Here is a 26,376-nt window from a genome sequence, read left to right on the forward strand (position 1 = left end):
CCGGGATGGTCTAAACCGGATAACAAACGTGGTTCGCCTGCGTATCACGGCGTGAATCCGGGCTACCTGTGGAAACCCCATGAGCCAGAGCCAGCAACTGATCATCTGTGAGTACTGTGACACGGTTTACAACCGTGCGCCGCTGCTCAAGCACCAGCGCGCCGTTTGCCAGCGCTGTGGCGGCGTACTGTACCGGCATACCTCGCTGACGGTGCAGCAACGCCTGGCCCTGAGTGTGACGGGTGGCATCCTGCTGGTGTTCGCCAACGCCTACCCGGTGATGACCATCGGCATGCAAGGGCTCACCCATTCCGCGACATTATGGGACTCGGTACAGATCCTCAGCCACGGCAGCATCACCTTCATCGCCCTGGTCATGGCCCTGTCGATCATCTTTGCGCCGGTGCTGCAGATTACCCTCTTGTGCTGGGTGTTGGGTTTCGCCCTGGCCGGCCAGCGCGCCCCCGGTTTTGCCCTGTGCATGCGCAGCCTGGAGGGCCTGCGGCCTTGGAGCATGCTGGAGGTGTGCCTGCTGGGGGCGATGGTGGCGGTGATCAAGCTGGCGGGGTTTCTCGACGTGATACCTGGCATCGGCCTGCTGGCGCTGGCAGCGCTGAGCATGCTGATCATCCATATCGCCGGCAAGGACATCCGCGGCCTTTGGGAGCAGGTATGAATACCCCGGCCAACGCCGACGACCTGGGCCTGTGCCTGTGCCATGGCTGCGGTCAGGCCTGCGAACTGGGCAGCGACAAGCACACCTGCGAGCGCTGTGGTGCCGCCATCCACCGGCGCAAGGCCAATGCAATCAGCCGTGGCTGGGCGTTTCTGCTGGCGGCGCTGGTTTTCTACATTCCCGCCAACCTGCTGCCGGTGATGCACACCGAAATGCTCGGCAGTGGCAGCGAAAGCACCATCGGTGGCGGCGTGCTGGAGTTCTGGGAGGCAGGGGCCTGGGACATCGCGCTGATCATCTTCATTGCCAGCGTGGGTGTGCCGGCCATCAAGTTCTTCTCGCTCGGCCTGTTGCTGTTCACCGCCCAGCGCGGTTCTACCTGGGCCTGCCGGCAGCGCTCGCAGCTGTACCGTTTCGTCGAGCTTATCGGCTACTGGTCGATGCTCGATGTGATGGTGGTGGCGCTGGTGGCGGCGCTGGTGCAACTGCGTGGGCTGGGCACCATCGAGCCGCGGGTGGGCATCCTGTTTTTCGGCATGGTGGTGGTACTGACCATGTTTTCTGCGATGAGCTTCGATCCACGCCTGATCTGGGATAGCCGTACCAACGAGGGAGGCCGCATTGATGGTGCAACAGACTGACAAGCGCGAGGGCGCGGGGCAGGTTGAAGTGCGCACCCGGCGCTGGAGCGTGTCGCTGATATGGATCGTGCCGATACTGGCGATCCTGATCGGCGCTTCGCTGGTGGTGCGCAACTGGATGCAGCAGGGCCCGGTCATCGCCATTTCCTTCCACACCGGGGAGGGGCTGGTGGCGCACAAGACCCAGGTCAAGTACCGCAGCGTGGTGATCGGCGAAGTCACCACGGTGGACCTGGCCGACGACAAGAAGAGCGTGGTCGCCAAGGTCCAGCTGTCCAACGACGCCCGTGCGTTCGCCACCCAGGGGGCGCGCTTCTGGGTGGTACGGCCACGCATTGGCGTGGGCGGCGTGTCCGGCGTGGACACGCTGCTGTCGGGCAGTTTCATCGGGGCGGATTCCGGCGAGTCGAAAGTGCCGGAAAAGTCCTTTGTCGGCCTGGAGCTGCCACCGCCGATCACCTACGACGAGAAGGGCAAGCGCTTTGTCCTGACCGCAAGTGACCTGGGCTCGCTGGATATTGGCTCGTCGATCTACTACCGCAAGATCCCGGTGGGCGAGGTGGTGTCCTTTGCCCTGCAGGGCGATGGCAAGGGCGTGGAGATCGGCGTGTTCGTGCAGGCCCCTTACGACAGCTTCGTCACCGCCGATACCCGCTTCTGGAACGCCAGTGGCGTCGACATGCAGATCGGTGCCAACGGCCTGAAGATCGATACCGAATCACTGTCATCGATCCTGGTGGGCGGGTTGGCCTTTGGCTCGCCCGACTTCGCCCCGCAAGCCGAGGCTGCTGCCGACCAGGCGCACTTCCAGCTGTTTGCCGACCGCGATACCGCCCTGGCACCGCCCAGTGGCCAGGCCCAGTACCTGCAGTTGCGCTTCGACCAGGCCATGCGCGGCTTGTCGGTAGGCGCCCCAGTGGAGTTCAAGGGGGTCGAGTTTGGCCGAGTCACATCGGTGCAGCTCGACTATGATGCCACCCGCCAGACCTTCCCGGTGGTGGTCAAAGCGGTGATCTACCCGCAGCGGCTGGGGCCGGTACACCGCAAGATGCTGTCTGTGTTCAAGCATTCCGAAGGTGACATGGACGGTGCGCGGCGGCTGATCGGCACCTTCGTCGAGCACGGCCTGCGGGCCCAGGCGCGCAGCGGCAACCTGATCACCGGGCAGATGTTCATCTCCCTGGACTTCTACCCGGATGCCCCCAAGGTGGCCTTCGACAAGACCGCAGACCCTATCACCATCCCCACATTGCCCGGCAGCCTGGAGCAGCTCCAGGAACAGCTGCAGCGGGTGGTGGAGCGCATCAGCAAACTGCCGCTGGAGAGCATCGCCAGCAACCTGGACGGCAGCCTGCGAGAGCTGCGTGCCAGCCTCAAGCAGTTCAATGGCCAGACGCTGCCGGAGGTGAAGGTGGCACTGGACGAAGTGCACAAGACCCTGCGCACGGCCAATTCGGCCATTTCCGAGGACTCGCCGCAGCGCGAGCGGATGGGGGAAACCCTGGACGAACTGGAGCGCATGTCGCGTTCGCTGCGAGACCTTGCCGATTACCTGGGGCGGCACCCCGAATCACTGATACGCGGCCGGCCGAAAGCGGCCACTGCCGCCGAGCTGGAACCCTGAGGAGACAGCCGATGCTTCGACTGCGCAATGTATGTGGCGCCGGCCTGCTGGCAGTGCTGTTGGGCTGCAGCAGTACCCCGAACAACTATCACACGCTGGTACCGAGCGAGCCAGTACGCGACGGTGGCCAGCGCATCCAGGTGGCGAGGGTGGTCGTGCCGCCGCAGGTGGACCGCCCGCAGTTGGTGGTGCGACAAGGGCAGAGCGGCCTGGCCATCCTCGAGACGGAGTGGTGGGGTGCCAACCTGGTGGATGAGTTTCGCAGCGCCTTGCAGGACCAGTTGGGCGGGCCGGTGGGTGGCGGCAAGGTGTTGTTGCGCGTGGACGTGCAGCGCTTTGATACCGTGCCGGGGCGCTACGCCTCGCTGGAGGCGGTATGGCGCCTGACGCGCTCGGGGGAGGCCGAACTGACCTGCCGTACCTCGCTACAGACGCCCGCAGACAGCAGCATCGCCAGCCTGGTCAATGCCCACCAGGCCAACCTGCGCAAACTGGCCGAGGCGGTGCGGGGGAGTGCCCGTCAGGGCAGCTGTTCTGCATCCTGAGCGTCTCGCGGACCGTTGTAGGAGCGGCCTTGTGTCGCGATAGGGCCGCTCCTACAAGGTAATCAGTTCAGGCGTCCAGCATTCTGTTTCTTGCCACTGCTGACCATTTCCTGTCCCCGCTCGGCTTTGTCCATTGGCAACTGGTCGAATTCGCGCAGGCCATCCTTGCGGTACGGGTCGCCGATCCAGCGCGGCGCCACCACAAACTGCGGGCTCACCAGGCTCTTGGCCGGCTCGTAACGGTCGTAGCTCAGCCCGGCCAGGTCGGACAGGGTATGGATCAGGTGCGAGCTGCTGTAGGGGCGATCGGCCATCGCCTGCAAGTCGCGCGGGTGCTCGGCCTGCCAGCTTGGCGAAGTCCACAGCAAGAACGGGATGGTGTACATCGGCCGGGTCGGCGCGCCTTCGTTGCGCCCCAGGCGGTCGTGGTTGCCAGAGCTGTACACATCTTCGCCATGGTCGGACAGGTACAGCAGGAAACCATTGGGGGAACTGGCCGAGTAACGCTTGATCAGGCTAGACACCACGTAGTCGTTGTAGCGCACCGCGTTGTCGTAGAAGTTGTAGGTTTGCACCTGGTCGTCCGTCAGCTTGCCGGGCACCCCCTGACGGTCGTTGAAGTGCGCGTAGTCGTCCGGGTAGCGGTAGCGATAGTCCATGTGCGTACCCAGCAGGTGCACGATGATGAACTTGTTTGGCGCCGGGTCCTGCAGGGCCTTCTCGAACGGCGACAGCACCACGTCGTCGTATTGGCTGGCATTCTGGTTGCGCTGGTTGTTCAGGTAGACCGGCGCGTCCGACTGCTGCGAGAAGGTGGTCAGCATGGTGTTGCGCTTGGTCATGGTCTGCTGGTTGGTGATCCAGAAGGTCTTGTAGCCGGCCTGTTTCATCAGGTTGATCAGCGACGGGTCGGTGAGGAAACGGTCCGGGTTCTGCTCGTCGCCGAAAGTGAGGATCTGCTGCATCACTTCGATGGTATACGGGCGTGGCGACACCACGTTGCGGAACACCGTCAGGCCCTTGTCGCTGGCGGCCAGCGCATCGAGGTTGGGCGTGGTGTCGCGGTTGTAGCCATACAGGTGCATGTGTTCGCGAGTGGTGGATTCGCCCAGCACCAGCACCAGCGTGCGTGGCGCTGCACCGCTGCTGTCACGCAGGTTCTGCAGGGGCGGCAGCGCGGCGTTCTGGGCCAGCAGCTGCTGCATGTTGTCCAGTTGCTGGCGGTACTGGCGGTAGCCGACCAGCAGTTGCCAGGGCACGGCGGGCTCCATGCGTTGCTGCACTTTCTCCGCCGCGTCGGCGAAGCTGCGCTCCTGGGTGACCATCTGCTTGTAGAACGGGTACACCAGGTTGGCCAACAGCAACAGGGCGACCACCGGCAGGCGGCTGCGCAGTGGCAGGCTGACCGGGCGTATGCGCTTCCACAGCAGCACCGCCCCCAGCGTGTAAAACAGCAATGCCAGGCCCAGCCAGGCGCTGAAGTACTGGCTGAAGTACTCACCGGCCTCGGCAGTGTTGGACTCGAACATCACGAAAATGACGCTTTGCGAGAACTCCTGGCGATAGATGCCGAAGTAGCTCAGACCCACCAGTGAAGCGGCCCACAGCACCAGGCCTATACCTGCGGCCGTGGCGCGGGTGAAGCGCGGCAGCAGCAGTACCGGTGCCAGCCACAGACTGCTGAGGAAGAATGCATCGCGAAAGCCGGCGAACCCGGTGGTACCGCTGAACAGCAGCAACGCCTGGGTCACCCCCGAGAAGTACCAGAAGAACAGCAAAAGCCAGCCCAGGCCGGCCCAATCCACGCGCTTGGGCGAGGAGGGGGATGGAGTGTGTGACACGTATGCCTCGTCGTACTTGGCGGCCAGCGGATGTGCTCGTGGCCGGAAAGGGCGTGACGCTAATCTGCCGAGCGTGAAAATAACGTCAACGAGACGCTGGCCCAGGCAAGGTATGATGTATTCAGCCAAACCGGACTGACAGGTCGAGTGAGAATGAACCGTCGCAAGAAGATCAAGCAGCTACTGCAGGCGCACGCCAAGAAGGCCAGTGCCAAGCTGGCGCCGCGCAAGCCCAAGTACATTTGCAAGGCCGACCGTTTGAAGATGGAGGCCGAGGCGGCAGCGGATACCCCCACCTGACTGACTGGCGCGGACCTTGTAGGAGCGGCCTTGTGTTGCGATCGGGCCGCAGAGCGGCCCCACGATATCAGCATTGAAGCAGATATCGCCGGGGCCGTTTTGCGGCCCGATCGCGACACAAGGCCGCTCCTACAGGGAGCGCGTTGGCGGCTTGCGGTCAGCGGCGATAGTAGCGGTGGTCATCATTGTAGCGGTGGTGCATGGCCCGCTCATGGCGGTGCTCCCAGTCGCGGCGCCGTTCCCAGTCGCGTCGGCGTTCCCAGTCTCGCCGGCGCTCCCAATCACGGCGGGCCTGCTCGCGGCGCCACTGCTCGCGGCGCCAGTCGCTGCGGTGGTCATGCCAGCGGTCGTCATCGTGGGCCAGCAACGTGGCTGGCTGTTCATCGGCCACACTGGCCACCCTGGACCAGGGGTTGCCGGCAGGCTGCAACGGTGATTGAACCGCCGGGGCAGCCACTGCGGGCGCCTTCATCTGTGTTGCCGATGCCGTGCCCATCGCCGCGAACGAGAACAGGCCGAGCAGCATCAACCTTGCGACATGTATTTTCATGAGCGAAGCCAACCTCTGATAACAATTGAGCCATCAGGCCAGCAGGTGTCGGGCGAACCTAGTCTCGCGTTCCGTTTCCTTTCTGTGCCTCCCACATAGACCGGTAAACGGGAAAAAGTTCGCAGCGGCAACAACTTGTAGAACTTCAGCGCTTCAAAAAAGGGCACCTTGCGCCTATGGCGACACAAAACAAGCTGTACCTGTGGCAGCGGAGCTCATTTACCATGGCGGCCGTTTTTGACCATTACCAAGGAAACCCGCCATGAGCGCCCCCCAGTTTCGCACCCCCACAGTCGCCGATGCCGAACGCTGCTATGCCATCGAAATCGGTGCCTACGAAGGCGACGAGGCGGCCACGCTGGAGAAGATCCGCACCCGCATCGCGCAGTATCCGCAGGGCTTCCTGGTGCTGGAAAACGCGGGCGAGATCGTCGGTTTCATCAATAGCGGCTGTGCCCACGAAGTGGTGATGTCCGATGAGGCATTCAAGGAGTTGGTCGGGCACGACCCGGCGGCGCCAAACGTGGTGATCATGTCGGTGGTGGTTGACCCGGCGTACCAGGGCAAAGGCTACGCCAAGCAGTTGATGGATGAATTCATCGCACGCATGAAGGCGGCGGGCAAGCTGACCATTCACCTGATGTGCAAGGAACAGCATGTGGCGTTGTACCGGAAGCTGGGCTATCAGTACGTGAAACCGTCGCCGTCGGACCACGGCGGCATGGCCTGGCATGAGATGCTCATGGTCCTCTGATTTCGCAAGACACGGCAGCGTTGCCGGCGATGGGCCGCCAAGGCGGCCCCGAATGGTTGCTTATTCGCCGCTGACCAACTGGCGTGCCAACTGGTTGTGGCGCTCCAGCACCCGTGGCAGGTCGACCGTGGCCAGCTGGCCGTCCTTCACCACCACACGGCCATTGATGACACTGGTGTGCACCTGGGTCGGGGTGCAGAACACCAGCGCCGCCAACGGGTCGTGGTGGCCACCGGCATAGGCCACGTGGCCAAGGTCGAAGGCGACGAAATCGGCCACCATGCCTGGCGCCAGTGCGCCGATGTCATTGCGGTTGAGCACCTTGGCGCCGCCGAGCGTTGCAATTTCCAGCGCCTCGCGTGCAGTCATCGCGTCGGGGCCGAAGCCCACCCGTTGCAGCAGCAAGGCCTGGCGCACTTCACCGATCATGCTGGCGCCGTCGTTGGATGCCGAACCGTCGACCCCAAGGCCCACCGGCACCCCGTGGTCGCGCATCTTGCGCACCGGCGCGATGCCCGAGGCCAGGCGCATGTTCGAGCATGGGCAGTGGGCGACACCCGTGCCGGTGCGGGCGAACAGCTCGATGCCATGCTGGTCGAGTTGCACGCAGTGGGCGTGCCAAACGTCGTGGCCGACCCAGCCGAGGTCTTCGGCATATTCGGCGGGGGTCATGCCGAACTTCTCGCGGCTGTAGGCGATGTCGTTGACGTTCTCGGCCAGGTGGGTGTGCAACGACACCCCGTACTGGCGCGCCAGCACGGCTGCTTCGCGCATCAGGTCGCGGCTGACCGAGAACGGCGAGCAGGGCGCCACCACGATGCGGCGCATCGAGCCGTGGCTGGCGTCGTGATAGTCCTCGATCAGGCGCTGGGATTCCTTGAGGATGTCGGCTTCCTTTTCCACCACCGAATCAGGCGGCAGTCCGCCCTGGCTGCGGCCCACGCTCATGCTGCCGCGCGCGGCGTGAAAGCGCATGCCGATCTCGTCGGCGGCATGGATGCTGTCGTCGAGCTTGCAGCCGTTGGGGTAGATGTACAGGTGGTCGCTGGAGGTGGTGCAGCCGGACAGGATCAGTTCGGCCATGGCGGTCTGGGTCGACACCGCGATCATCTCGGGTGTCAGGCGTGCCCAGATCGGGTAGAGGTTGGTCAACCAGTTGAACAGCTCGCCGTCCTGGGCCGCCGGCACCACGCGGGTGAGGCTCTGGTACATGTGGTGGTGGGTGTTTACCAGGCCCGGGATGACCACCTTGCCGCCCATGTCCAGCACCACGTCGGCATGCTGTGGCAGGGTATCGCTGGGGCCGACCTGGCGGATCAGGTTGCCTTCGATGAACATTCCGCCGTTCCTGATCTCGCGGCGTTCGCCGTCCATGGTGACCAGAAGTTCGGCGTTTTTGACCAGTAGCGTTGTTGGAGCATTTGTAGATGACATGGCTTGAGTCTGTCGCAATACGCATCGGCGATTACCGATGTCATAGGCGCAGGGCATTGTAAGCAAGGTTTTTGCGGATTGTATACAGGGCTGATGGTCCTGTGCTGGCCTCTGTATGTGCGGCCCCCTGTGGGACCGCGCAAATGCTCGACAGCGGGGTCACTCGGCCATCTGCAACTCAGGCAGCTTCACCCGGAACGCGCGGGTCAGCCCCAGCAGCACCACAAGGCCCATGCCCATCCAGCACAAACCGATGGTGAACGACAGGCTGGTAAGGCTGCTCCACAGCCACAACGTGCTGAGGAAGCCCAGGCCGGGAATGGCGCCATACAGCAAGTAGTTGCGACCACCACGCAGCTTCTGGTCGATGAGGTAGTGCTTGACCACGGCCAGGTTCACCGCCGAAAAGGCGAACAGCGCGCCAAAGCTGATCATGTTTGCCACCGTGTCGAGGGTGATCACCAAGGCAATCAGCGACAGCAGGCTGACCAGCAGGATGGCCGTGGCCGGTACGCGCTTTTTCGTCACCAACTGGCCGAACGCGCGGGGCAACGCACCGTCGCGGCCCATGGCGAACAGCACCCGCGACACGCTGGCCTGGGACACCATGGCCGAGGCGAAGCAGCCGGCCACGTAGGTGGCGGTGAAGGCGGTCACCAGCAGCTCGCCGCCAACCCGGCGCATCACGTCCACCGACGCCGAGTCCGGGTCGGCGAAGCTGCCCCAGTCAGGGAACACCATCTGTGCGCAGTACGACACCACCAGGAACAACATGCCGCCGATCAGCGACACGGCGAGGATCGCCACGGGGATGCGGTAGGTGGGGTTGCTGGTTTCCTCGGCCATGGTCGAGACCGCATCGAAGCCCAGGAACGACAGGCACAGCACGGCGGCGCCGGTCATGATCAACGGCACGCTGAAGCCTTCGTGGTGGAACGGCGCCAGCAGCGACACCGGCTGCGCCTGCCCGCTGAGGTTGTGGATGGACAGGGCGACGAACACGATGATGAACACCAGTTGCACCACCACCAGGATCCAGTTCACCCGGGTGATCGACTCGATGCCGATCAGGTTGAGGAAGGTGACCAGGGCAATGGAGCCCGCCACCCACACCCAGGCGTGGATGGCCGGGAAGTACTCCGACATGTAGATGCCGATCAGCAGGTAGCTGAGCAGCGGCAGGAAGATGTAGTCGAGCAGCAGGGTCCAGCCGGTGATGAAACCGATGTGGCTGCCGAAGGCCTTGCGGGTGTAGGTGTAGACCGAGCCGGAGTAGGGGTGGGCCTGGACCATGCGGCCATAGCTGTAGGCGGTCAGCAGCATGGCGGCGAGGGTCAGCAGGTAGGCGATGGGCAGGTGCCCCTTGGTCATCTGGGTGACCAGCCCGTAGGTGGTGAATACTGCAAGGGGGACCATGTAGGCCAGGCCGAACAGCACCAGGGCGGGCAGCCCCATGGACTTGCGGAAACGGCCGTTGCTGGCGGTGGGTTGCGACGGGCTATGTGCAGGGCTATGGGCTGTACTTGTTGTTGTATGCATTGCTAACTCCTGGAAAGGGATGCAGGACGCCGCGGTATGCGAGCGGGCTCGATACCGGTGGGTGTTGTGCAAGGAGGTCGAGCGGGTGGCTCGCAGCGCTGGGGCGGGTTGATGCTCCCACACCCCGCCGGCACCCGGAATCACCCTTTGGGGTGAGCCGGCAGGGGGCTTTGCCTGCTCACCCCAAAGGGTGATTTCGGTGTTTGCAGTGCCATGGGAGTATCTGGCCAACGACGCACCGCACTGGCGGCGGTGCCTTTACTTGAGACGGCAGGCCCACAGTGACTGATCAATTGCTTTCGCAACAGTGGTTCGAGCACCTGGCCAAGGTCACCGAGGCGATCGGCCGACCGGGCTTTGCCGCCTCCCTGTTTGCTGCGTTTGGCGTGATCCGACCGATCCAGGCGACCACGGTGTACCTGTACCCGCACGATGGCATGCCCTGCGCGCTGTTCGAGCAGGACGACAAGGCGCCCTGGCAGCCCGAGGGCAATGTCAGCCGCTACCTGTCCGGCTTCTATCTGCTCGACCCGTTCTACGGCGCCTGTGTGGAGCAGGTCGAGTCCGGTTGCTACGGCCTGTTCGAAGTGGCGCCCGACCATTTCGAGGTCAGCGAGTACTACCAGTCGTTCTACCGGCACTCGCACCTGGAGGATGAGCTCAACTACATCCTGCAGGTCGCGCCCGGGCAGAGCCTGGCAGTATCGCTGGCGTTCACCGACAAGCTCGATGGGCAAACCCGTGCGTTGTTCGCGCGTATCACGCCCTGGGTGCTGGCGGTGCTCAGCAAGCATTTCGCCGGGCTGGACAGCCGCGCCGGGCGCTTCGAGAACATCCTCGAGCAGCGCATCCACGCGGCGCTGAACAACTTCGGCAGCTCGCTGCTGACCGAGCGTGAATGCCGCATCGCCCAGCTGATCCTGCGGGGCCACTCGACCAAGTCGCTGGCCGAGCGCCTGGGGGTATCGGAGGACACCATCAAGTCACACCGCAAGAACGTCTACGCCAAGCTCGACATCGGCACCCAGTCCGAGCTGTTCTCCCTGTTCATCGACGCGCTGGCCAATGCCCAGGGCGTGCTGGGCAAGGACCCGCTGGAAAGCTACATGGGCAAGCTGCGCTGAGCGCAAGCCACCCTGCAACCCCACCGCAAAGGAAAACCAACAATGAATGCGCCTTTCGCCCCGCAACGCCAGACCCGTGACTATCAGGCAGCCGATGCCGCGCACCACATCCATGCCTTCCTCGACCAGAAGGCGCTGAACGCCGAAGGGCCACGAGTGATCGTCGGTGGCGAACGCCTGCACCTGTGGGACAGCGAGGGCAAGCGCTACCTGGACGGCATGTCCGGCCTGTGGTGCACCCAGCTCGGCTACGGCCGCCGCGACCTGACAGCCGCCGCGGCCACGCAGATGGACCAGTTGGCTTACTACAACATGTTCTTCCACACCACTCACCCGGCGGTGATCGAACTGTCCGAGCTGCTGTTCAGCCTGTTGCCTGGGCACTACAGCCACGCGATCTACACCAACTCCGGCTCCGAGGCCAACGAGGTGCTGATCCGTACCGTGCGCCGCTACTGGCAGGTGGTCGGCCAGCCGGACAAGAAGATCATGATCGGCCGCTGGAACGGTTACCACGGCTCGACCCTGGCGGCCACGGCGCTGGGTGGCATGAAGTTCATGCACGAAATGGGCGGGTTGATCCCGGATGTGGCGCACATCGATGAACCGTACTGGTACGCCGAGGGCGGCGAGCTGACCCCGGCCGAGTTCGGCCGCCGCTGCGCCCTGCAGCTGGAGGAGAAGATCCTCGAACTGGGGGCCGAGAACGTCGCCGGCTTTATCGCCGAGCCGTTCCAGGGCGCGGGCGGCATGATCTTCCCGCCGGAAAGCTACTGGCCCGAGATCCAGCGCATCTGCCGCCAGTACGACGTGCTGCTGTGCGCCGATGAAGTGATCGGCGGCTTTGGCCGCACTGGTGAATGGTTTGCCCACGAGTACTTCGGCTTCGAGCCCGACACCCTGTCCATCGCCAAGGGCCTGACCAGCGGCTACGTGCCCATGGGTGGCCTGGTGCTGAGCAAGCGCATTGCCGAGGCGCTGGTGGAGCGGGGCGGGGTGTTCGCCCACGGCCTGACCTATTCGGGCCACCCGGTGGCGGCGGCGGTGGCCATCGCCAACCTGAAGGCGCTGCGTGACGAAGGCATCGTGCGCCAGGTGAAGGACGACACCGGGCCGTACCTGCAACGCATCCTGCGCGAGGTGTTCGCCGACCACCCGTTGATCGGCCAGGTTCAGGGTGCCGGGTTGGTGGCGGCGCTGCAGTTCGCCGAGCACAAGCCGACGCGCAAGCGCTTTGCCAACGAGAACGACCTGGCATGGCAATGCCGTACCTTCGGTTTCGAGGAAGGGGTGATCATTCGCTCCACCCTGGGCCGGATGATCATGGCGCCGGCACTGATCGCCAACCACAGCGAGCTGGATGAGCTGGTAGAGAAGACCCGCATTGCCGTGGACCGCACGGCGCGCCTGGTCGGCAAGCTCTAGACCGCTGATCCCTGTGGGAGCGGGCAAGCCCGCGAACACCGGCGAAGCCGGTGCCATCCACCGTGTCGCCTGGTTCGCGGGCATGCCCGCTCCCACAGAGGGAGTGCGGCGTGCTTGCGGACTGTGTGGTACCTGTTACTTGCGCAAGACGACCGCATGACGGTCGCCTGGAGTACAAATGTACACCCTCGAATTCTGGCAACAACGTGCCTCGGACCTCTACCTCCCGGCCAATGCACTGATCGACGGCAAGCCCGTCAACGCACAGGACGGCGCTACCTTCGCCGCCATCAACCCCGCCACCAACAAGGTATTGGCCCAGGTCACCGCCTGCGGTCAGGCCGAGGTCGACCTGGCCGTCGCCAGCGCCCGCAGGGCTTTCGAACAAGGCCCATGGCCGCGCATGGCCCCGGGTGAGCGCAAGAAAGTGCTGCTGCGCCTGGCCGAGCTGATCTTGGCCCATCGCGAAGAACTGGCGTTGCTGGACTCGCTGAACATGGGCAAGCCGGTCATGGACGCCTACAACATCGACGTGCCGGGCTCGGCGCAGGTGTTCGCCTGGTATGGCGAGGCGCTGGACAAGCTGTACGACCAGGTGGCACCCACCGCGCCCAACGCGTTGGCCACCATCACCCGCGAAGCCCTCGGCGTGGTCGCCGCCGTGGTGCCGTGGAACTTCCCGCTCGACATGGCCGCCTGGAAGCTCGCCCCGGCGCTGGCTGCCGGCAACAGCGTGGTGCTCAAGCCCGCCGAGCAATCACCGTTCTCGGCCCTGCGCCTGGCCCAGCTGGCGCTGCAGGCCGGTGTGCCGGAAGGCGTGCTGAACGTGGTGCCGGGCCTGGGCGAGCAGGCCGGGCAGGCACTGGGCCTGCACCCGGACGTGGACTGCCTGGTGTTCACCGGCTCCACCCAGGTGGGCAAGTACTTCATGCAGTATTCGGCCCAGTCCAACCTCAAGCAGGTATGGCTGGAGTGCGGCGGCAAGAGCCCCAACCTGGTGTTCGAAAACTGCCAGGACCTGGACCTGGCTGCGGAAAAGGCGGCATTTGGCATCTTCTTCAACCAGGGCGAAGTGTGCTCGGCCAACTCGCGGCTGTACGTGCAGCGCTCCATCCATGACGAGTTCATCGAGCGCCTGCAGGCCAAGGCCCGCCAGTGGCTGCCAGGCAACCCGCTGGACCCGGCGAGCCGTGCCGGTGCAATTGTCGATGCCGGTCAGGCTGGCCGGATCGAAGCCGCCATCGCCCGCGCCGGGCAGGATGGCGCGCGGTTGGTGTGCGGTGGTCGGCGCCTGACCATCGACGGCTCGGACAATTACATCGAGCCGACCATTTTTGCCGGTGTCGATGGCCGTATGAGCCTGGCGCGGGAAGAGGTATTCGGGCCGGTTCTGGCGGTCAGTGCCTTCGACAGTGAAGAGCAGGCCGTGCGCCTGGCCAACGACAGCATCTATGGGCTGGCGGCGTCGGTGTGGAGCGATGACTTCAACCAGGTGCACCGCGTGGCACGGGCGTTGAAGGCCGGCACCGTGTCGGTGAACACGGTCGATGCGCTGGATGTGACGGTGCCGTTCGGCGGCGGCAGGCAGTCCGGGTTTGGCCGCGACCTGTCGCTGCACTCGTTCGACAAGTATTCGCAGCTCAAGACCACCTGGTACCAGTTGCGCGCCTGATACCCTGAAGGCATACCCAGGACCTGTAGGAGCGGCCTTGTGTCGCGATAGGGCTGCAAAGCAGCCCCAGGGTTTCAGCACAGATGCACAAATTGCCGGGGCTGCTTTGCAGCCCTATCGCGACACAAGGCCGCTCCTACAAGGGCCGGTACTGGCTAGAAGAGCCATGCAAGACTAAATTTCTTCTCTAGCCCGGCAAAAAGCCCGTCCGCCCTCTACACTGCTGCGGGTATCAGCCAAGGCAATGTGCCATACATGGAGTACCTGGGATGGGCTGCGTGTCGAATGGTCGTGCTGCTGGCAACGCCGGACGTGGCATTTCACTGCAGTGGCTGGTGGCACTCGCCATCGTGCTGGGCATGTTGCTGCTCGGCGCCGCCCTGGCCTGGCAGGGCTATCACGGCATTCGTCAGACCTTGGTGGCCGCAGCGGGTGATTCTGCCCAGCAAATAGGCAAGACCATCGACGAGCGCGCCCGGCGCCTGATCGACCCCGTGCACAGCAGTATCCGCCTGCTGGCCCACAACCCGGCCGCGCAAACCCCGGCTCAGCGCCTGGAACGCTTGCCGCAACTGGTCGAGACGCTGGACGCCAACCGCATGCTAAGTGCTGCCTACATGGGTTACCCCAGTGGTGAGTTCCTGCTGGTGCGCCGCTTGCGTGACCCGCAGTTGCTGCAGCGTTTCGCTGCGCCGCCGGGCACGGTATTTCTGGTGCAGAGCGTCAGCCGTGAGGGCGGGGAGGTGCAGGGTGAATGGCGCTTCTACGACCGCTCGCTGAACCTGCTGCAGGCCCAGGCCAAGCCTGAATACCGCTACGATCCGCGCACGCGCCCATGGTTTGTCGAAGCCAGTGCCCAGCCCACCACCGTGCTGACCCACCCCTATGTGTTCTTCACCACCCGCGAGATCGGCCTGACCATGGCCCAGCGCAGCCTCGCCGGCGGGGCGGTGATCGGCATGGACGTTTCGGTCGACGACCTGGCCAGTGAGACTCAGGGCCTGCGCATGACCCCCAGCACCGAGATCGTCGTGATCGACGACCAGGGCAGCGTGGTGGCCTACCCGGACCTGCAGCGGGTAATCGTGCACGAAGGGCAGGCCGTGCGCTTGTCGCGCATCGCCGAACTGGGCATCCCCAGCCTGGAGCACCTTTACGCCGACCTGCCGCAAGGCCCCCGGCCGCAGCCTTATCAGGTGGACGGGCAGACCTGGTATGGCATGCGTGTGCAACTGACCAACCTGGCCGGGCAGGACCTGCAGGTGCTGATTGCCGTGCCAGGCCATGAGTTGCTGGCCGGTGCACGCAAGGTACTGCTCGAACAGTTGCTCTGGACCGCTGCCCTGATAAGCGTGCTGCTGGTGCTCGGTGGTGTGCTTGGCCGGCGTATCGGCCGCCCGTTGCGGTTGCTGGCTGAACAGGTACAAGGCCTGGCTGGCTTTGATTTCAGCCGCGAAGTCGGGGTGCGCTCGCGGGTATCCGAAGTGCGCGAGCTGAGCCGCGTGCTTAGCCGCATGTCCGGCACCATCCGCAGCTTTCAGGCGATTACCCTCACACTCAGTAGCGAGCGCGACCTGGAACGCATGCTCGACGGTGTGTTGACCCATCTGGTGGAAGCCGCTGGGGGCAGTGCCGGCGTGGTTTACCTGTTCGATGCCGAACACGCCTTGCTGCGCCTGGCCGCTGCCTGCCATGGCGAGCAGTACCCTGGCGAGCTGGCCGTGGACGAGACTGCCCAGCAGCACCTGGCCACGGCAGTGAGCCAGGCCCTCGGCCTGCATGAGGGCACCCTGGCCTTGGTGCTGAATGACCGCAGCCAGGCGCTGCTGGGCATATTGATCCTGCAACTGGGCGATGGACATGTACACGAGCAGGCAGGCCAGCCGTTGCGCAGCTTTGTCGCGGAACTGTCCGGGGTGGCGGCGGTGGCCATCGAGACGCGCCAGCTGGCCGAAGCCCAGCAACGCCTGCTGGATGCCATGATCAAGTTGCTGGCCGATGCCATCGATGCCAAGAGCCCCTATACCGGTGGCCATTGCGAGCGGGTGCCACAACTGGCGCAGATGCTGCTGGACCAGGCGGTGGCGGCCGAAACCGGCCCGTACGCCAGTTTCAGCATGACCGCGGCTGAACGCTACGAATTCCACGTCGCGGCCTGGCTGCACGACTGTGGCAAGGTCACCAGCCCCGAGTATGTAGTGGACAAGGCGACCAAGCTGGAAACCTTGTACAACCGTATCCACGAGGTGCGCATGCGTTTCGAGGTGCTCTGGCGGGATGCCGAGCTGGCTTATTGGCAAGGCCTGGCCAGCGGTGGCGACCAGCAGGCGCTGCAAGCCACCCTGGTGCGCAGCCAGGCGCAGTTGCAGGACGACTTCGCCTTCGTCGCCCAGGCCAACATCGGCGGCGAGTTCATGCAGGACGCCGACATCGAGCGCCTGCAGCAGATTGGCCAGCGCCTTTGGCAGCGCCATTTCGACAACCGCCTGGGCATCTCCCGTGATGAGCTGGAGCGCTTTGCTGACGTGCCTCCACCTGCGCTACCGGTTGACGAGCCACTGCTGGCCGACCGCCCCGAGCATTGCGTGCCCTGGGGCCCCCGCAAGCCGCCGGTGGCCAAGGACGACCCGCGCAACCGCTGGGGCTTCGACATGCGCCTGCCGGCCTGTGCCAGCAATTACGGCGAGCTGTACAACCTGGCGATCCGCCGCGGCACGCTGAATGACGAGGAACGCTTCAAGATCAACGAACACATCGTGCAGACCATCATCATGCTCAGTTCCTTGCCGTTCCCCCGCCAGCTCAAGCGGGTTCCGGACATCGCTGGCAACCACCACGAGAAAATGGACGGCAGCGGCTACCCGCGCAGGCTGGGCGAGCAGGACCTGGGCATTGCCGAGCGGGTGATGGCGATTGCCGACATCTTCGAGGCGCTTACCGCGGCCGACCGGCCCTACAAGGCGCCGAAGACCTTGTCCGAGTCGGTGAAGATCCTGGTGGGCATGGCCCGCGGCGGGCACATCGACGGCCAGTTGCTGGAGCTGTTCCTCAGCAGCGGGGTGTACCGCCAGTATGCCGAGCGGTTCCTGCGTGCCGAGCAGATCGACGAGGTGGACGTGGCTTACTGGCTGGGGCAGATGCGTTGCCCGGCTTGAGCGAAAAATCAGATTTAGCCCCTTCCTTGTAGGCCATTTCCCAAAGATACTCACGCCGCCTGTTTCCCGTTGCGGCCGCTTTGGCAGCGCTCTAGTCTCGGCGGGTCGCTGCACATCAGCGATCGGCTTTGACAGGCCGCGACGAGATACTTCGCATGGCTTTGCGCTTCATGGTGGCTGTGCATGGGGCACGTTCGCGTGCGCCGGTTCTGGTATCCGCCGGTCTGTCAACCTATGTACAGCTGCCACCTACTTGTTTGACAGCAGGCCGGTAGTGGCCCAACAAATGGATACCAAAGCATGCTGAAAGTTGTCCCCGATCCACCCCACATCGCCCGATTCCTTCGAAGACACTTTGCACCAGGGCATAAGTAATGTGTTGCCTGTTCTGGCCTCTTCGCGGGCACGCCCGCTCCCACAGGATCTTCACCGTACTCAAGAGTTGCACAGTACCTGTGGGAGCGGGCGTGCCCGCGAAAGGGCCAGTGCAAGCAGTCGAGAAATTTCAGGGGATTCACCAATGACCACAGAAGAGACCCAATTTACCGTCGGCAAGACCACCTTCTACCAAGGCGAAAACGGCACCCATCCACTGTTCCGCATCGAGCCCGGCATCCCCTGCCGCGATGCCCGCGAGCAGTCCTCGGAATTGATGGGCTATGTCCGCGAACTGACCATTACCGGCCTGATGGATGAGAAACCGATGATGATCTGGGCCGCCCATTACCTGAGCGCGATGGCCAAGGCGCTGATGGATGATGCCGAACTGGGCATGAAGCACTGAGGTATCGCAGGCAGGCGCGGTTTCCTGTAGGAGCGGCCTTGTGTCGCGAAAGGGGTGCGAAGCGCCCCCAACGATCTGTGCATCACCGCAAAAACGCCGGGGCCGCTTTGCGGCCCTTTCGCGACACAAGGCCGCTCCTACAGGAATCGCGCCGTCCATGAGGTACAGGGCATGGCCATCAGTGATCGCTCACCTCATTCATACTCCCGCACCCCAGCAATATGCCGCCCGGCCACATAGCCAAAGGTCAGCGCCGGGCCCAGGTTGATACCACCCGACGGATACCAGCCGCCAAACACGCTGGCCATGTCGGTACCCGCCGCATACAGGCCAGCAATCGGCTGCCCAGCTTCATCCAGCACTCGGGCATTCCCGTCGGTGCGCAGCCCGGCAAAGGTGCCAAAGCAGCCGGGCTGCACCTTCACCGCATAGAACGGCCCATGTTCGATAGGCGCCACGCAAGGGTTTGGCCCCTTGTGCTGCGGGTCACCCTGCTTGCGGTTGAACGGTGTGGAACCACGGCCGAACGCCGGGTCCTGGCCGTTGCGGGCATGGTTGTTGAAGTCGCTGACCGTGGCGCGCAACCCTACCGGGTCGATGCCGCAGGCCTGGGCCAACTGCTCGAGGGTGGCAGCCCGCTTGAGATAGCCGCTGCGCACGTGCGGCCACACCGGCAGTGGCGCCGGGCGGGCGTGGCCCAGGCCGTAGCGGCGCAGGAAACGGTGGTCGCAGACCAGCCACGAACACACCTCTTCGCCCTGTGGCACCGCCGCGACCATCGCTGACACGTAGTCGTAGTAACCATGCGCTTCGTTGACGAAACGCTTGCCGTTGGCCAGCACGCCGATGATGCCCGGTTTGCCGCGTTCGATGATGTGCGGGAAATGGCCGACGCTGCCGTCGCGGTGCGGCACGCGCGAAACCGGCGCCCAGGCCACCGGCGACTTCAGGTCGGTAGCGACCACGCCGCCGGCCGACTCGCCCAGGCGCAGGCCGTCACCCGAACAACCTTTGGGGGGCAGGGCCAGGTTGTCATGGCCACTGGCATCGCGCGGGAACAGTTGCTTGCGGCGGGCGTTGTCGTTGGGGAAGCCACCCGCCGCAAGCACCACGGCCTTGGCACGGATCAGTTGCTCGCCCTGCGGTGTAGCCACTAGCGCGCCCCGCACCTGGCCATCCTCGACCAGCAGGCGTTTGGCCGGCGCCGATTCCTGCAGGCGCACGCCCAGGTCTTGTGCCGACCTGGCCAGGCGGGCCACCAGCGCCACGCCGTTGACCAGGTGCATCGCCCGGCCGTACCGGGCCAGGTGATACAGGTGGCGGCCAAAGCGTTTGCACACGTGCAGCAAGGCCTTGGGCGAGCGGGTCATGTTGAGGAACGCGGCAAGGTCGGCACCCGCCATGATCGGCATGCCCATGAACGAGGTTTCGCGCATGGTCTTGCGCAGGCGTGGCAGCAGCGCACCCACCTCGCGGGCATCATAGGGCGCGGCAATCACCTGGTGCCCGCCCTGGGCCGCGCCCGGTGTGTCGCCATGCATGTCGGGGATGCCGTTGCCGTCGGCAAACTGCAGTGCCGTGTGCTTTTCGAAAAACGTCACCATGTGCGGGCAGGCTTCGAGGAAGGCGTCGACGCGTTCGGCGTTGTAATACGCCCCCAGTTCATTGCGCAGGTAGGTACGCGGCTGCTCGATGTCCTCCTCGATGCCAGCCCGGCGTGCCAGCGGGTTGCGCGGCACCCAGGCCCAACCACCGGACCAGGCGGTGGCGCCGCCGAACACTGGCTCCTTCTCCACCACGATCACCTTCTGCCCATGCCAGGCCGCCGTCACGGCCGCAGCCAGCCCGGCGGCACCAGAACCTATGACCAGCACATCGCATTCGGTTTCGTAGGGAGCGGAAGGCATTGCGGGATTCCTGTATTGTTATTGGAACAAGGTTCCACATTCTTATTGGCAGCGAATCGGCCCGCAAGGGTATGGCGGCCCTTCCGGGCAAGTAATGGGCGATAACCGGACAGTTCGTGCCGCCCTTGCTGCGGCGGCTATTGGCGGTGTGGAATCATCTTCTAGAATTCGCAGAAATTTCAGGGACCTGTGTCATGGCTGGTAGTCAGATCGAACGCGCCTTCAGTCTTGTAGAAAGCCTTACCGGTGAGCCGCAAGGGCTGCCGTTGCAAACCCTGGCCGAGCGCCTGGATATCCCCAAGAGCGCCACCCATCGCATGCTCACCGAACTGGTGCGGCTGGGCTATGTGCGGCAGAACCGGGATAACAGCCGCTACCAGCTGTCGGCCAAGCTGGTGGCGCTGGGCTTCCGCTACCTGGCCAGCAGCGGTGCCGACATCATTCAGCCGATTCTCGACCGCCTGGCCCAGGACAGCGGCGAACTGGTGCGCCTTGGCGTGATCGACGGCGCCCGCCAGACCTGGATCGCCAAGTCCCAGGGGGCCCGCTCCGGGCTGCGCTATGACCCGGACATGGGCCGCGACGCGCCGCTGTTCTACACCGCGTCCGGGCATGCCTGGCTGGCCAGCCTGGACGATGAGCAGGCGCTGCAGATGGTGTTGCGCCAGGGTATTGCCGACCCGGCGCAGTTCGGCCCGAATGCGCCGCGCTCCACCGACGAGTTGCTCAGCTACCTGCGCCGCGCTCGCGAGCGCGGTTATGCCTGGGTCGAGGAAACCTCGGCCATTGGCACCTCGGCCCTGGCTGCGGTGGTGCGCCGCCCGCAAAGTGACGAGGTGATCGGTGTGCTGAGCATCGCCGGGCCCAGTGCGCGCCTGGCGCAAAGCCGCCTGGCAGAACTGGCGCCGCTGTTGCTGGCGGCGGCAGAGGAACTGTCGGCGGCCAGCCGGGCCAGTGAGTTGTTCGCCTGAAGGTGCATTTCCGGTCGATTACCGCACACTCTGTCCTGCGGCTTCTTCTTAAAAGCTGAACCTGGTTCTAAATTGTCGAATGTGGATTGTGGAATCGGATTCCGGAATCCGCATGACAACAATGACAAGAGGACAGGCTGTTGAACGCACCCCTTCGTATTGCCTTGATTGGCGCCGGCAGCATGGGCCGCCAGCATTACCAGCATTTGCTGAATGTGCCGCAGGCCCAGCTGTGCGCTGTGGCCGACCCGGGCCCGCAGGCCGAGGCCTTTGCCGCCGAATGCGGCGTGCCCTGTTTTGCCGACCACCGCCAGATGCTGGAGCACGCGCGCCCCGAGGCAGTGATCGTCGCCAATCCGAACAACCTGCATGTCGCCACCGCCCTGGACTGCGTCGAGGCCGGTGTACCGGTGCTGGTCGAAAAACCGGTGGGCGTGCACCTGGATGAAGTCCGCGCGCTGGTGGAAGCCTCGCGCCGCCACGATGTGCCGGTGTTGGTCGGCCATCATCGCCGGCATAACCCGCTGATCGCCAAGGCTCACCAGGTGATTGCCGACGGCAAGCTGGGCCGACTGATCAACGTCACCGCGCTGTGGCAGTTGCAAAAGCCCGACAGCTATTTCGACACCCCCTGGCGCCGCGAGCCGGGCGCTGGCTTCCTGCTGACCAACCTGATCCATGACCTCGACCTGCTGCGCCACCTGTGCGGCGAGGTGGTACAGGTGCAGGCATTCACCCGCAACGATGTGCGCGGTTTTGCCAACGAGGACAGCGCCGCGGTGCTACTGCAGTTCGCCAATGGAGCATTGGGCAGCCTGACTGGCTCCGACGCGGTGGCCGCGCCGTGGAGCTGGGAGCTGGACTCCGGCGAAAGCCCGGTCTACCCGCGCCAGGATGGCCAACCGTGCTACCTGCTGGCCGGCACCCAGGGGGCCCTGAGCATTCCGCAACTCAAGCGCTGGCACTACGCCGAGGTCGGGTCGGGCTGGCACACGCCGTTGTTGCAGAGCGAGGAAAGCATCCCCGCCGGCGAGGCATTGACCTTGCAGTTGCAACACTTCGTGCGGGTTGCCCGGGGTGAGCAGGCGCCACTGATCGATGCCGCCGATGGTGGCCGTACCCTGGCGCTGATCGAGGCGATCCGCCAGGCCGCGGAAACTGGCCGGGCCTGTGCGCCCGAGCACATTGCTTGAATTGTCGGGTGACGATAATGACTGAACGAATTTTCTCCCTGGCGGCCCTGACGGTACTCGAGCTGTCCCCGCCGGACATGGTCGAGGCAGCAGCCCGCGCCGGTTACAGCCACGTTGGCCTGCGCCTGGTGCCCGCCACCGAGCAGGAGCAGCATTTCCCGCTGGTGGCCGATGCCGGCCTGCGCCGGCAGACCCAGGCGCGCCTGCGCGATACGGGCATCAAGGTGCTCGACCTGGAGATCCTGAGGCTTAAGCCGGAAACCTGTGTCGCCGATTTCGAGCCGATCCTGGCGGTGGGCGCCGAGCTGGGCGGCACGGAGCTGCTGGTGGCTGGCAACGACCCGGATGAAGCGCGGCTGACCGAGCGCTTTGCTGCGTTGTGTGACCTGGCGGCGGGGTATGGCATTCATCCGCACCTGGAGTTCATGCCCTGGACTGATGTGCGTGACCTGCGCCAGGCCATGCGGGTGGTGGCCAACGCCGACCGCGCCAATGGCTGTGTGCTGGTGGATGCCTTCCACTTCAACCGCTCCGGTTCTTCGCTGGACGATCTGGCGCAACTGGCACCGCAGCGCATGCGCTATGCCCAGCTGTGCGACGTTGCCGGCCCGGTGCCGGCCGAGATGGACGAGATCCTGCGCCAGGCACGCAACGAGCGGCGCTTCCCGGGCGAGGGCGATGCCGATCTGGTCGGCCTGCTGCGCGGTTTGCCGCCAAGTGTGCCGTTGAGCCTGGAGATCCCCACACGGCAGTTGCTGGAACAGGGCATGAGCGGCGAACAGCGTGCGCGCATGGCGCTGGAGAAGGCCATGGCAGTGTTGGCCAGAGTCTGATTGACAGCGCGCGGCGCATGGCACGGGCTACCGCCCGTGTTCGCGGGCACGCCCGCTCCCACAGGTACAGCGACAACCTCGAGAGCAACGCTGTACCTGTGGGAGCTGGCTTGCCGGCGATGAGGCCGGGCAGGCAAATTACTGTTTGCTGACTGGCCAAAAAAAGGGCCCGCAAGGGCCCGTAGAGGAAAATGGTCAGCGCGTTCAGGCGCTCTCGATCTTGCGTGGTGCCATGAAGTACATCCACACCAGCGCCAGGAAGTACATCGCCGGGATCATGGTGAACAACACGGCATAGTTGTTATTGGTAGCGGTCAGCACGCTACCGACGATCTGCGTCATGAACATCCCGCCAATCGCCGCGCACATGCTGCCGAAACCGAACACCGTACTCACCAGGTGCTTGGGCGTGTAGTCCATCACCAGGCTCCAGATATTCGCCGTCCATGCCTGATGCGCGCCCACCGCCAGCGAGATGGCCGCCACCGCGACCCACAGGCCACTGGCGTTGGCGGCAAAGGTGACGCTGACCATGGTGCAGGCGAAGATCAGCATCGACACCAGCCGCGCGGTGGTGGCGCGCACGCCACGGCCGATCAGCCAGGAAGACAGGATGCCGCCGCCGATGCTGCCGAAGTCCGCCGTCAGCCAGATGATGATCAGCGGGATGCCCATCTGGGTCACGTTGATGCCCAGGCTGTATTGCTGGTTGAGGAACGGTGGCAGCCAGTACAGGTAGAACCAGAACACCGGTGCGGTAATCGCGTAGGCCACCGCGAAGGCCCAGGTGCCACGCAGGCGCAGGATACGGCTGAACGGCACGCGGGTCGGCTCGGGCTCGTCATCCTGCTGGATGTACTCCACCTCGCTCTGGCGCACGCGCGGGTGATCTTCAGGGTTGTAGTACTTCAACACCCACAGCACCACCCACACCAGGCCCAGGCTGCCCATGGCGATGAACGCGGCCTGCCAGCCCCACACGGCCAGAATCATCGGCAGCAGGGCCGGTGTGACCATGGCGCCGACGTTGGTGCCGGCATTGAACAGGCCGGTGGCGATGGCCCGCTCGCCAGCCGGGAACCACAGGCGCACGGTCTTCACGCAGGCCGGGTAGTTGGCGGCCTCGGTCAGGCCGAGGATGAAGCGGCAGACCATGAAGCCAGCGGCCGAGGTGGCCAGGCCGTGAGCGCCGGTGGCCAGGCTCCACAGCAGCACGGCGAAGAAGAACGCGCGCTTCACCCCGACCTTGTCGATCAGCCGGCCCTGCAGCAGGAAGCCGACCGCGTAGCCGACCTGAAACCAGAAGTTGATGTTGGCGTAGTCCATCGCCGTCCAGCTCATTTCCTTGGCCAGGACGGGCTGCATGATGCCGAGCGCGGCACGGTCGATGTAGTTCAGGGTGGTGGCGAAGAACACCAGGGCGAGCATGCCCCAACGGGTCTTGCCGACGCCGAAGGCGCCGCGAAGCTTGTCGCCGATCGAACCCTGGGGCATCCGGGGGGCGGCGGGGGTGATCTTGGAGTGGTTCATAAACTGCTCGATTCTTGAAATTGTATTCAGCTGCGGTGCTGCGAGTACGTGACCAGTTCCCAGGCAGGGGGCACGCAAGGCCGGTGCATGGTGAGCAGTGAAGGCGGCAGCGTCAATTAAAGGGAGGGGCTAGTGTTCGGTTACCGAACGGTTGCGTTGGGCCTGCGGGCGAGGCAAGGGGCAACGTGAATTCAGGTGGTCAAGGTACTCAACGCTCTACCAGCCAGATAACCGAATGTCATCCCCGGCCCCAGTGTGATACCGCCACTCGGGTAGTGCCCGCCCATCACGCTGTGCATGTCGTTGCCCACCGCATACAGCCCGGGGATCGGCCGCGCATTGCGGTCCAGTACCCGGGCCGAGGCATCCGTGCCCAGGCCGGCGAAGGTACCCAGGCTGCCCGGCAACAGTTTCACTGCGTGGAACGGCCCGTGCAGCAGTGGCCGCAGCGACGGATTGGGGGCTTGCGACGGCTCGCCCTGCGCCCGGTTGTAGGCCGATACACCGCGCTGGAAAAGCGGGTCTTCACCCCGGGTTGCATGGCGGTTGAAACCGTCCACCGTGCGCTGCAACTGCTCGACGTCGATCCCGCAGCGCTGCGCCAGTTCCTCCAGCGTGCGACCGCTGTGCAGGTAACCGCAGCGTTGATAGTGACGAGTGGGGAAAGGGAAGGGCTTGGCCCAGCCGATACCATAGCGACGTTGCGCGGCATGGTCGCAGATCAGCCAGGCTTCCGGCGCTTCACCCTGCGGCGTGGCGGCGAACAGCGCGTTCATGAAGTCGTGGTAGCAATCGGCCTCGTTGACGAAGCGCCGGCCATCGCCGCGCACGGCGATGAAACCGGGCTTGGCGCGATCGATCAAGTGCGGGAAATGGCCGAAACTGCCATCGCTGCGCGGCACCCTCGACACAGGTGCCCAGGCACCTGCATGGGTCGCAGTCGCCTGGACCATGCCACCGGCCTGTTCGCCCAGGCGCAGGCCGTCGCCGCTGTTTTCCCTGGGGGCTGCGGAGTAATGCTGGGTACCGTCCGGCGCATGTGGCATCAGGTGCGCGATGCGCTGGCGATCATGTGCAAAGCCACCGCAGGCCAGCACCACACCGCGGCGGGCGTGGATCATCTGGCCGTCGGCAAACTGTGCGCCGCTGACCCGGCCTTCGCCCAGCAGGCGGCTGGCCGGCTTGTCGGTCAGTAGCGTCACGCCCAGGTCCAGGGCGCTGCGCAGCAGCCGTGCCACCAGGGCGTTGCCATTGACCAGTTGCAGGCTGCGGCGGTGCAGCAGCAGGTCGCGGCCATGGCGCAGCAGGCGTTTGCCCACATGCAGCGCTGCCGTGGGCGAGCGTGTGGCGTTGAAGAAGGCGGCCATGTCGGCGCCGCCGGCAATGCCCATGCCGGCCAGGCTGACGATGTCCAGCGGTGGGCGCAGCTTGTGCAGCCAGGGCCCGAGCAGGCGCCCGTCGTATGGCAGGGCGCACAGCGAACGACCACCGCGCGTGCTGCCATCGCCCTCGCGCATGTCGGGCATGCGGCTGCCGCACTGGAACTGCACGGCGGTGTGTTGCTGGAAGAACGCCACCATCTCCGGGCCATGGTGCAGGAAGGCGCGCTGGCGCGGGTCCAGTTCGCTGACGTGGGTTTGCCCGCGCAGGTAGCGCTCCGGGGCATCGTCTGTCTCGACGATGCCTTCGGCAATGGCCAGCGGGTTGCGCGGTATCCACAGCCAGCCCCCCGACCAGGCACTGGTGCCGCCCAGTTGGCTGGCTTTTTCCGCGACGATCACCTGCTGGCCGTGATGGGCGGCAGTAACGGCGGCAGCCAGGCCAGAGGCACCGGAGCCGATGACAAGTACGTCACATTCGAGGGGTTGCATCGTGGGG

At 64.8% G+C, this 26,376-nt stretch carries 21 protein-coding genes; 14 read left to right on the forward strand and 7 right to left on the reverse strand.

What is annotated here, in order from left to right; all coding sequences use genetic code 11:
- Positions 1-79 precede the first annotated feature (79 nt).
- From GEV38_RS11485 to GEV38_RS11500, 4 genes are read left to right on the forward strand one after another with little or no spacing between them, the layout of a single operon-like run.
- Positions 80-676, forward strand: a complete 597-nt coding sequence (locus tag GEV38_RS11485; RefSeq protein WP_015269972.1) for a paraquat-inducible protein A — start codon at positions 80-82, stop codon at positions 674-676.
- A complete protein-coding gene (locus GEV38_RS11490) occupies positions 673-1,317 on the forward strand; it encodes a paraquat-inducible protein A (protein ID WP_024086789.1) in 645 nt (214 codons plus the stop codon). The genes GEV38_RS11485 and GEV38_RS11490 overlap by 4 nt, the downstream gene beginning before the upstream one ends.
- Positions 1,301-2,941 (forward strand): intermembrane transport protein PqiB, encoded by a 1,641-nt coding sequence (locus tag GEV38_RS11495; protein ID WP_054571872.1) that lies wholly within the window; start codon positions 1,301-1,303, stop codon positions 2,939-2,941. Before GEV38_RS11490 ends, GEV38_RS11495 begins: the two co-directional genes overlap by 17 nt.
- 11 nt (positions 2,942-2,952) lie before the next feature.
- On the forward strand, positions 2,953-3,486 hold the full coding sequence (locus GEV38_RS11500; protein ID WP_054571871.1) for a membrane integrity-associated transporter subunit PqiC: 534 nt from the start codon (positions 2,953-2,955) through the stop codon (positions 3,484-3,486).
- A 62-nt stretch (positions 3,487-3,548) separates the two neighbouring features.
- Here the strand turns inward: GEV38_RS11500 and GEV38_RS11505 are convergent, their stop codons facing one another.
- Positions 3,549-5,327, reverse strand: coding sequence for a phosphoethanolamine transferase CptA (locus GEV38_RS11505; protein WP_081013895.1), 1,779 nt, complete (start codon positions 5,325-5,327; stop codon positions 3,549-3,551).
- A 153-nt stretch (positions 5,328-5,480) separates the two neighbouring features.
- Between GEV38_RS11505 and GEV38_RS11510 the strand changes: the two genes are divergently transcribed.
- Complete coding sequence (locus tag GEV38_RS11510; protein ID WP_015269977.1) at positions 5,481-5,627, forward strand: DUF2986 domain-containing protein; 147 nt, start codon at positions 5,481-5,483, stop codon at positions 5,625-5,627.
- Positions 5,628-5,784: 157 nt separating this feature from the next.
- Here GEV38_RS11510 and GEV38_RS11515 read toward each other — a convergent pair whose 3' ends face one another.
- Entirely contained in the window at positions 5,785-6,153 is a 369-nt protein-coding gene (locus GEV38_RS11515) for a hypothetical protein (protein WP_015269978.1), read from the reverse strand.
- Positions 6,154-6,439: 286 nt separating this feature from the next.
- On the opposite strand from GEV38_RS11515, the gene GEV38_RS11520 reads away from it, so the two are divergent.
- The gene (locus tag GEV38_RS11520) at positions 6,440-6,931 is read left to right on the forward strand and encodes a GNAT family N-acetyltransferase (protein WP_015269979.1); all 492 of its coding nucleotides are present in this window, start codon (positions 6,440-6,442) and stop codon (positions 6,929-6,931) included.
- A 60-nt stretch (positions 6,932-6,991) separates the two neighbouring features.
- Here GEV38_RS11520 and GEV38_RS11525 read toward each other — a convergent pair whose 3' ends face one another.
- Both GEV38_RS11525 and GEV38_RS11530 read right to left on the reverse strand, forming a co-directional pair.
- Positions 6,992-8,365 carry an 8-oxoguanine deaminase gene (locus GEV38_RS11525; protein ID WP_054571869.1) on the reverse strand — a complete coding sequence of 458 codons (1,374 nt, stop codon included), beginning with the start codon at positions 8,363-8,365 and terminating at the stop codon, positions 6,992-6,994.
- Positions 8,366-8,524: 159 nt separating this feature from the next.
- Positions 8,525-9,904: an APC family permease gene (locus tag GEV38_RS11530; protein ID WP_054571868.1), complete on the reverse strand. Its 1,380-nt coding sequence runs from the start codon at positions 9,902-9,904 to the stop codon at positions 8,525-8,527.
- Positions 9,905-10,185: 281 nt separating this feature from the next.
- Between GEV38_RS11530 and GEV38_RS11535 the strand changes: the two genes are divergently transcribed.
- From GEV38_RS11535 to GEV38_RS11555, 5 genes are all read left to right on the forward strand, one after another.
- A complete protein-coding gene (locus GEV38_RS11535) occupies positions 10,186-11,028 on the forward strand; it encodes a helix-turn-helix transcriptional regulator (protein WP_054571867.1) in 843 nt (280 codons plus the stop codon).
- Between the two features lie 42 nt (positions 11,029-11,070).
- Complete coding sequence (locus GEV38_RS11540; RefSeq protein WP_015269983.1) at positions 11,071-12,453, forward strand: aspartate aminotransferase family protein; 1,383 nt, start codon at positions 11,071-11,073, stop codon at positions 12,451-12,453.
- Positions 12,454-12,631: 178 nt separating this feature from the next.
- Positions 12,632-14,125 carry an aldehyde dehydrogenase gene (locus GEV38_RS11545; RefSeq protein ID WP_054571866.1) on the forward strand — a complete coding sequence of 498 codons (1,494 nt, stop codon included), beginning with the start codon at positions 12,632-12,634 and terminating at the stop codon, positions 14,123-14,125.
- A gap of 269 nt (positions 14,126-14,394) precedes the next feature.
- A complete protein-coding gene (locus tag GEV38_RS11550) occupies positions 14,395-17,280 on the forward strand; it encodes an HD domain-containing phosphohydrolase (RefSeq protein ID WP_054571865.1) in 2,886 nt (961 codons plus the stop codon).
- 520 nt (positions 17,281-17,800) lie between these two features.
- The gene (locus GEV38_RS11555; RefSeq protein WP_015269986.1) at positions 17,801-18,064 is read left to right on the forward strand and encodes a DUF3077 domain-containing protein; all 264 of its coding nucleotides are present in this window, start codon (positions 17,801-17,803) and stop codon (positions 18,062-18,064) included.
- A gap of 194 nt (positions 18,065-18,258) precedes the next feature.
- Here the strand turns inward: GEV38_RS11555 and GEV38_RS11560 are convergent, their stop codons facing one another.
- Positions 18,259-19,971, reverse strand: a complete 1,713-nt coding sequence (locus GEV38_RS11560) for an FAD-dependent oxidoreductase (protein WP_054571864.1) — start codon at positions 19,969-19,971, stop codon at positions 18,259-18,261.
- Positions 19,972-20,165: 194 nt separating this feature from the next.
- On the opposite strand from GEV38_RS11560, the gene GEV38_RS11565 reads away from it, so the two are divergent.
- From GEV38_RS11565 to GEV38_RS11575, 3 genes are all read left to right on the forward strand, one after another.
- Positions 20,166-20,942, forward strand: a complete 777-nt coding sequence (locus GEV38_RS11565; protein WP_023662480.1) for an IclR family transcriptional regulator — start codon at positions 20,166-20,168, stop codon at positions 20,940-20,942.
- Between the two features lie 140 nt (positions 20,943-21,082).
- Complete coding sequence (locus tag GEV38_RS11570) at positions 21,083-22,135, forward strand: Gfo/Idh/MocA family protein (protein ID WP_081013893.1); 1,053 nt, start codon at positions 21,083-21,085, stop codon at positions 22,133-22,135.
- 17 nt (positions 22,136-22,152) lie between these two features.
- Positions 22,153-22,968: a sugar phosphate isomerase/epimerase gene (locus tag GEV38_RS11575; RefSeq protein ID WP_054571863.1), complete on the forward strand. Its 816-nt coding sequence runs from the start codon at positions 22,153-22,155 to the stop codon at positions 22,966-22,968.
- A gap of 204 nt (positions 22,969-23,172) precedes the next feature.
- Here GEV38_RS11575 and GEV38_RS11580 read toward each other — a convergent pair whose 3' ends face one another.
- Together GEV38_RS11580 and GEV38_RS11585 are read right to left on the reverse strand one after the other, a co-directional pair.
- Positions 23,173-24,498 (reverse strand): MFS transporter, encoded by a 1,326-nt coding sequence (locus GEV38_RS11580; RefSeq protein ID WP_015269991.1) that lies wholly within the window; start codon positions 24,496-24,498, stop codon positions 23,173-23,175.
- Positions 24,499-24,689: 191 nt separating this feature from the next.
- Complete coding sequence (locus GEV38_RS11585; RefSeq protein WP_054571862.1) at positions 24,690-26,369, reverse strand: FAD-dependent oxidoreductase; 1,680 nt, start codon at positions 26,367-26,369, stop codon at positions 24,690-24,692.
- Positions 26,370-26,376: the final 7 nt, after the last annotated feature.

Source organism: Pseudomonas sp. 13159349, assembly GCF_013305685.1.
Lineage (GTDB): Bacteria > Pseudomonadota > Gammaproteobacteria > Pseudomonadales > Pseudomonadaceae > Aquipseudomonas > Aquipseudomonas asiatica.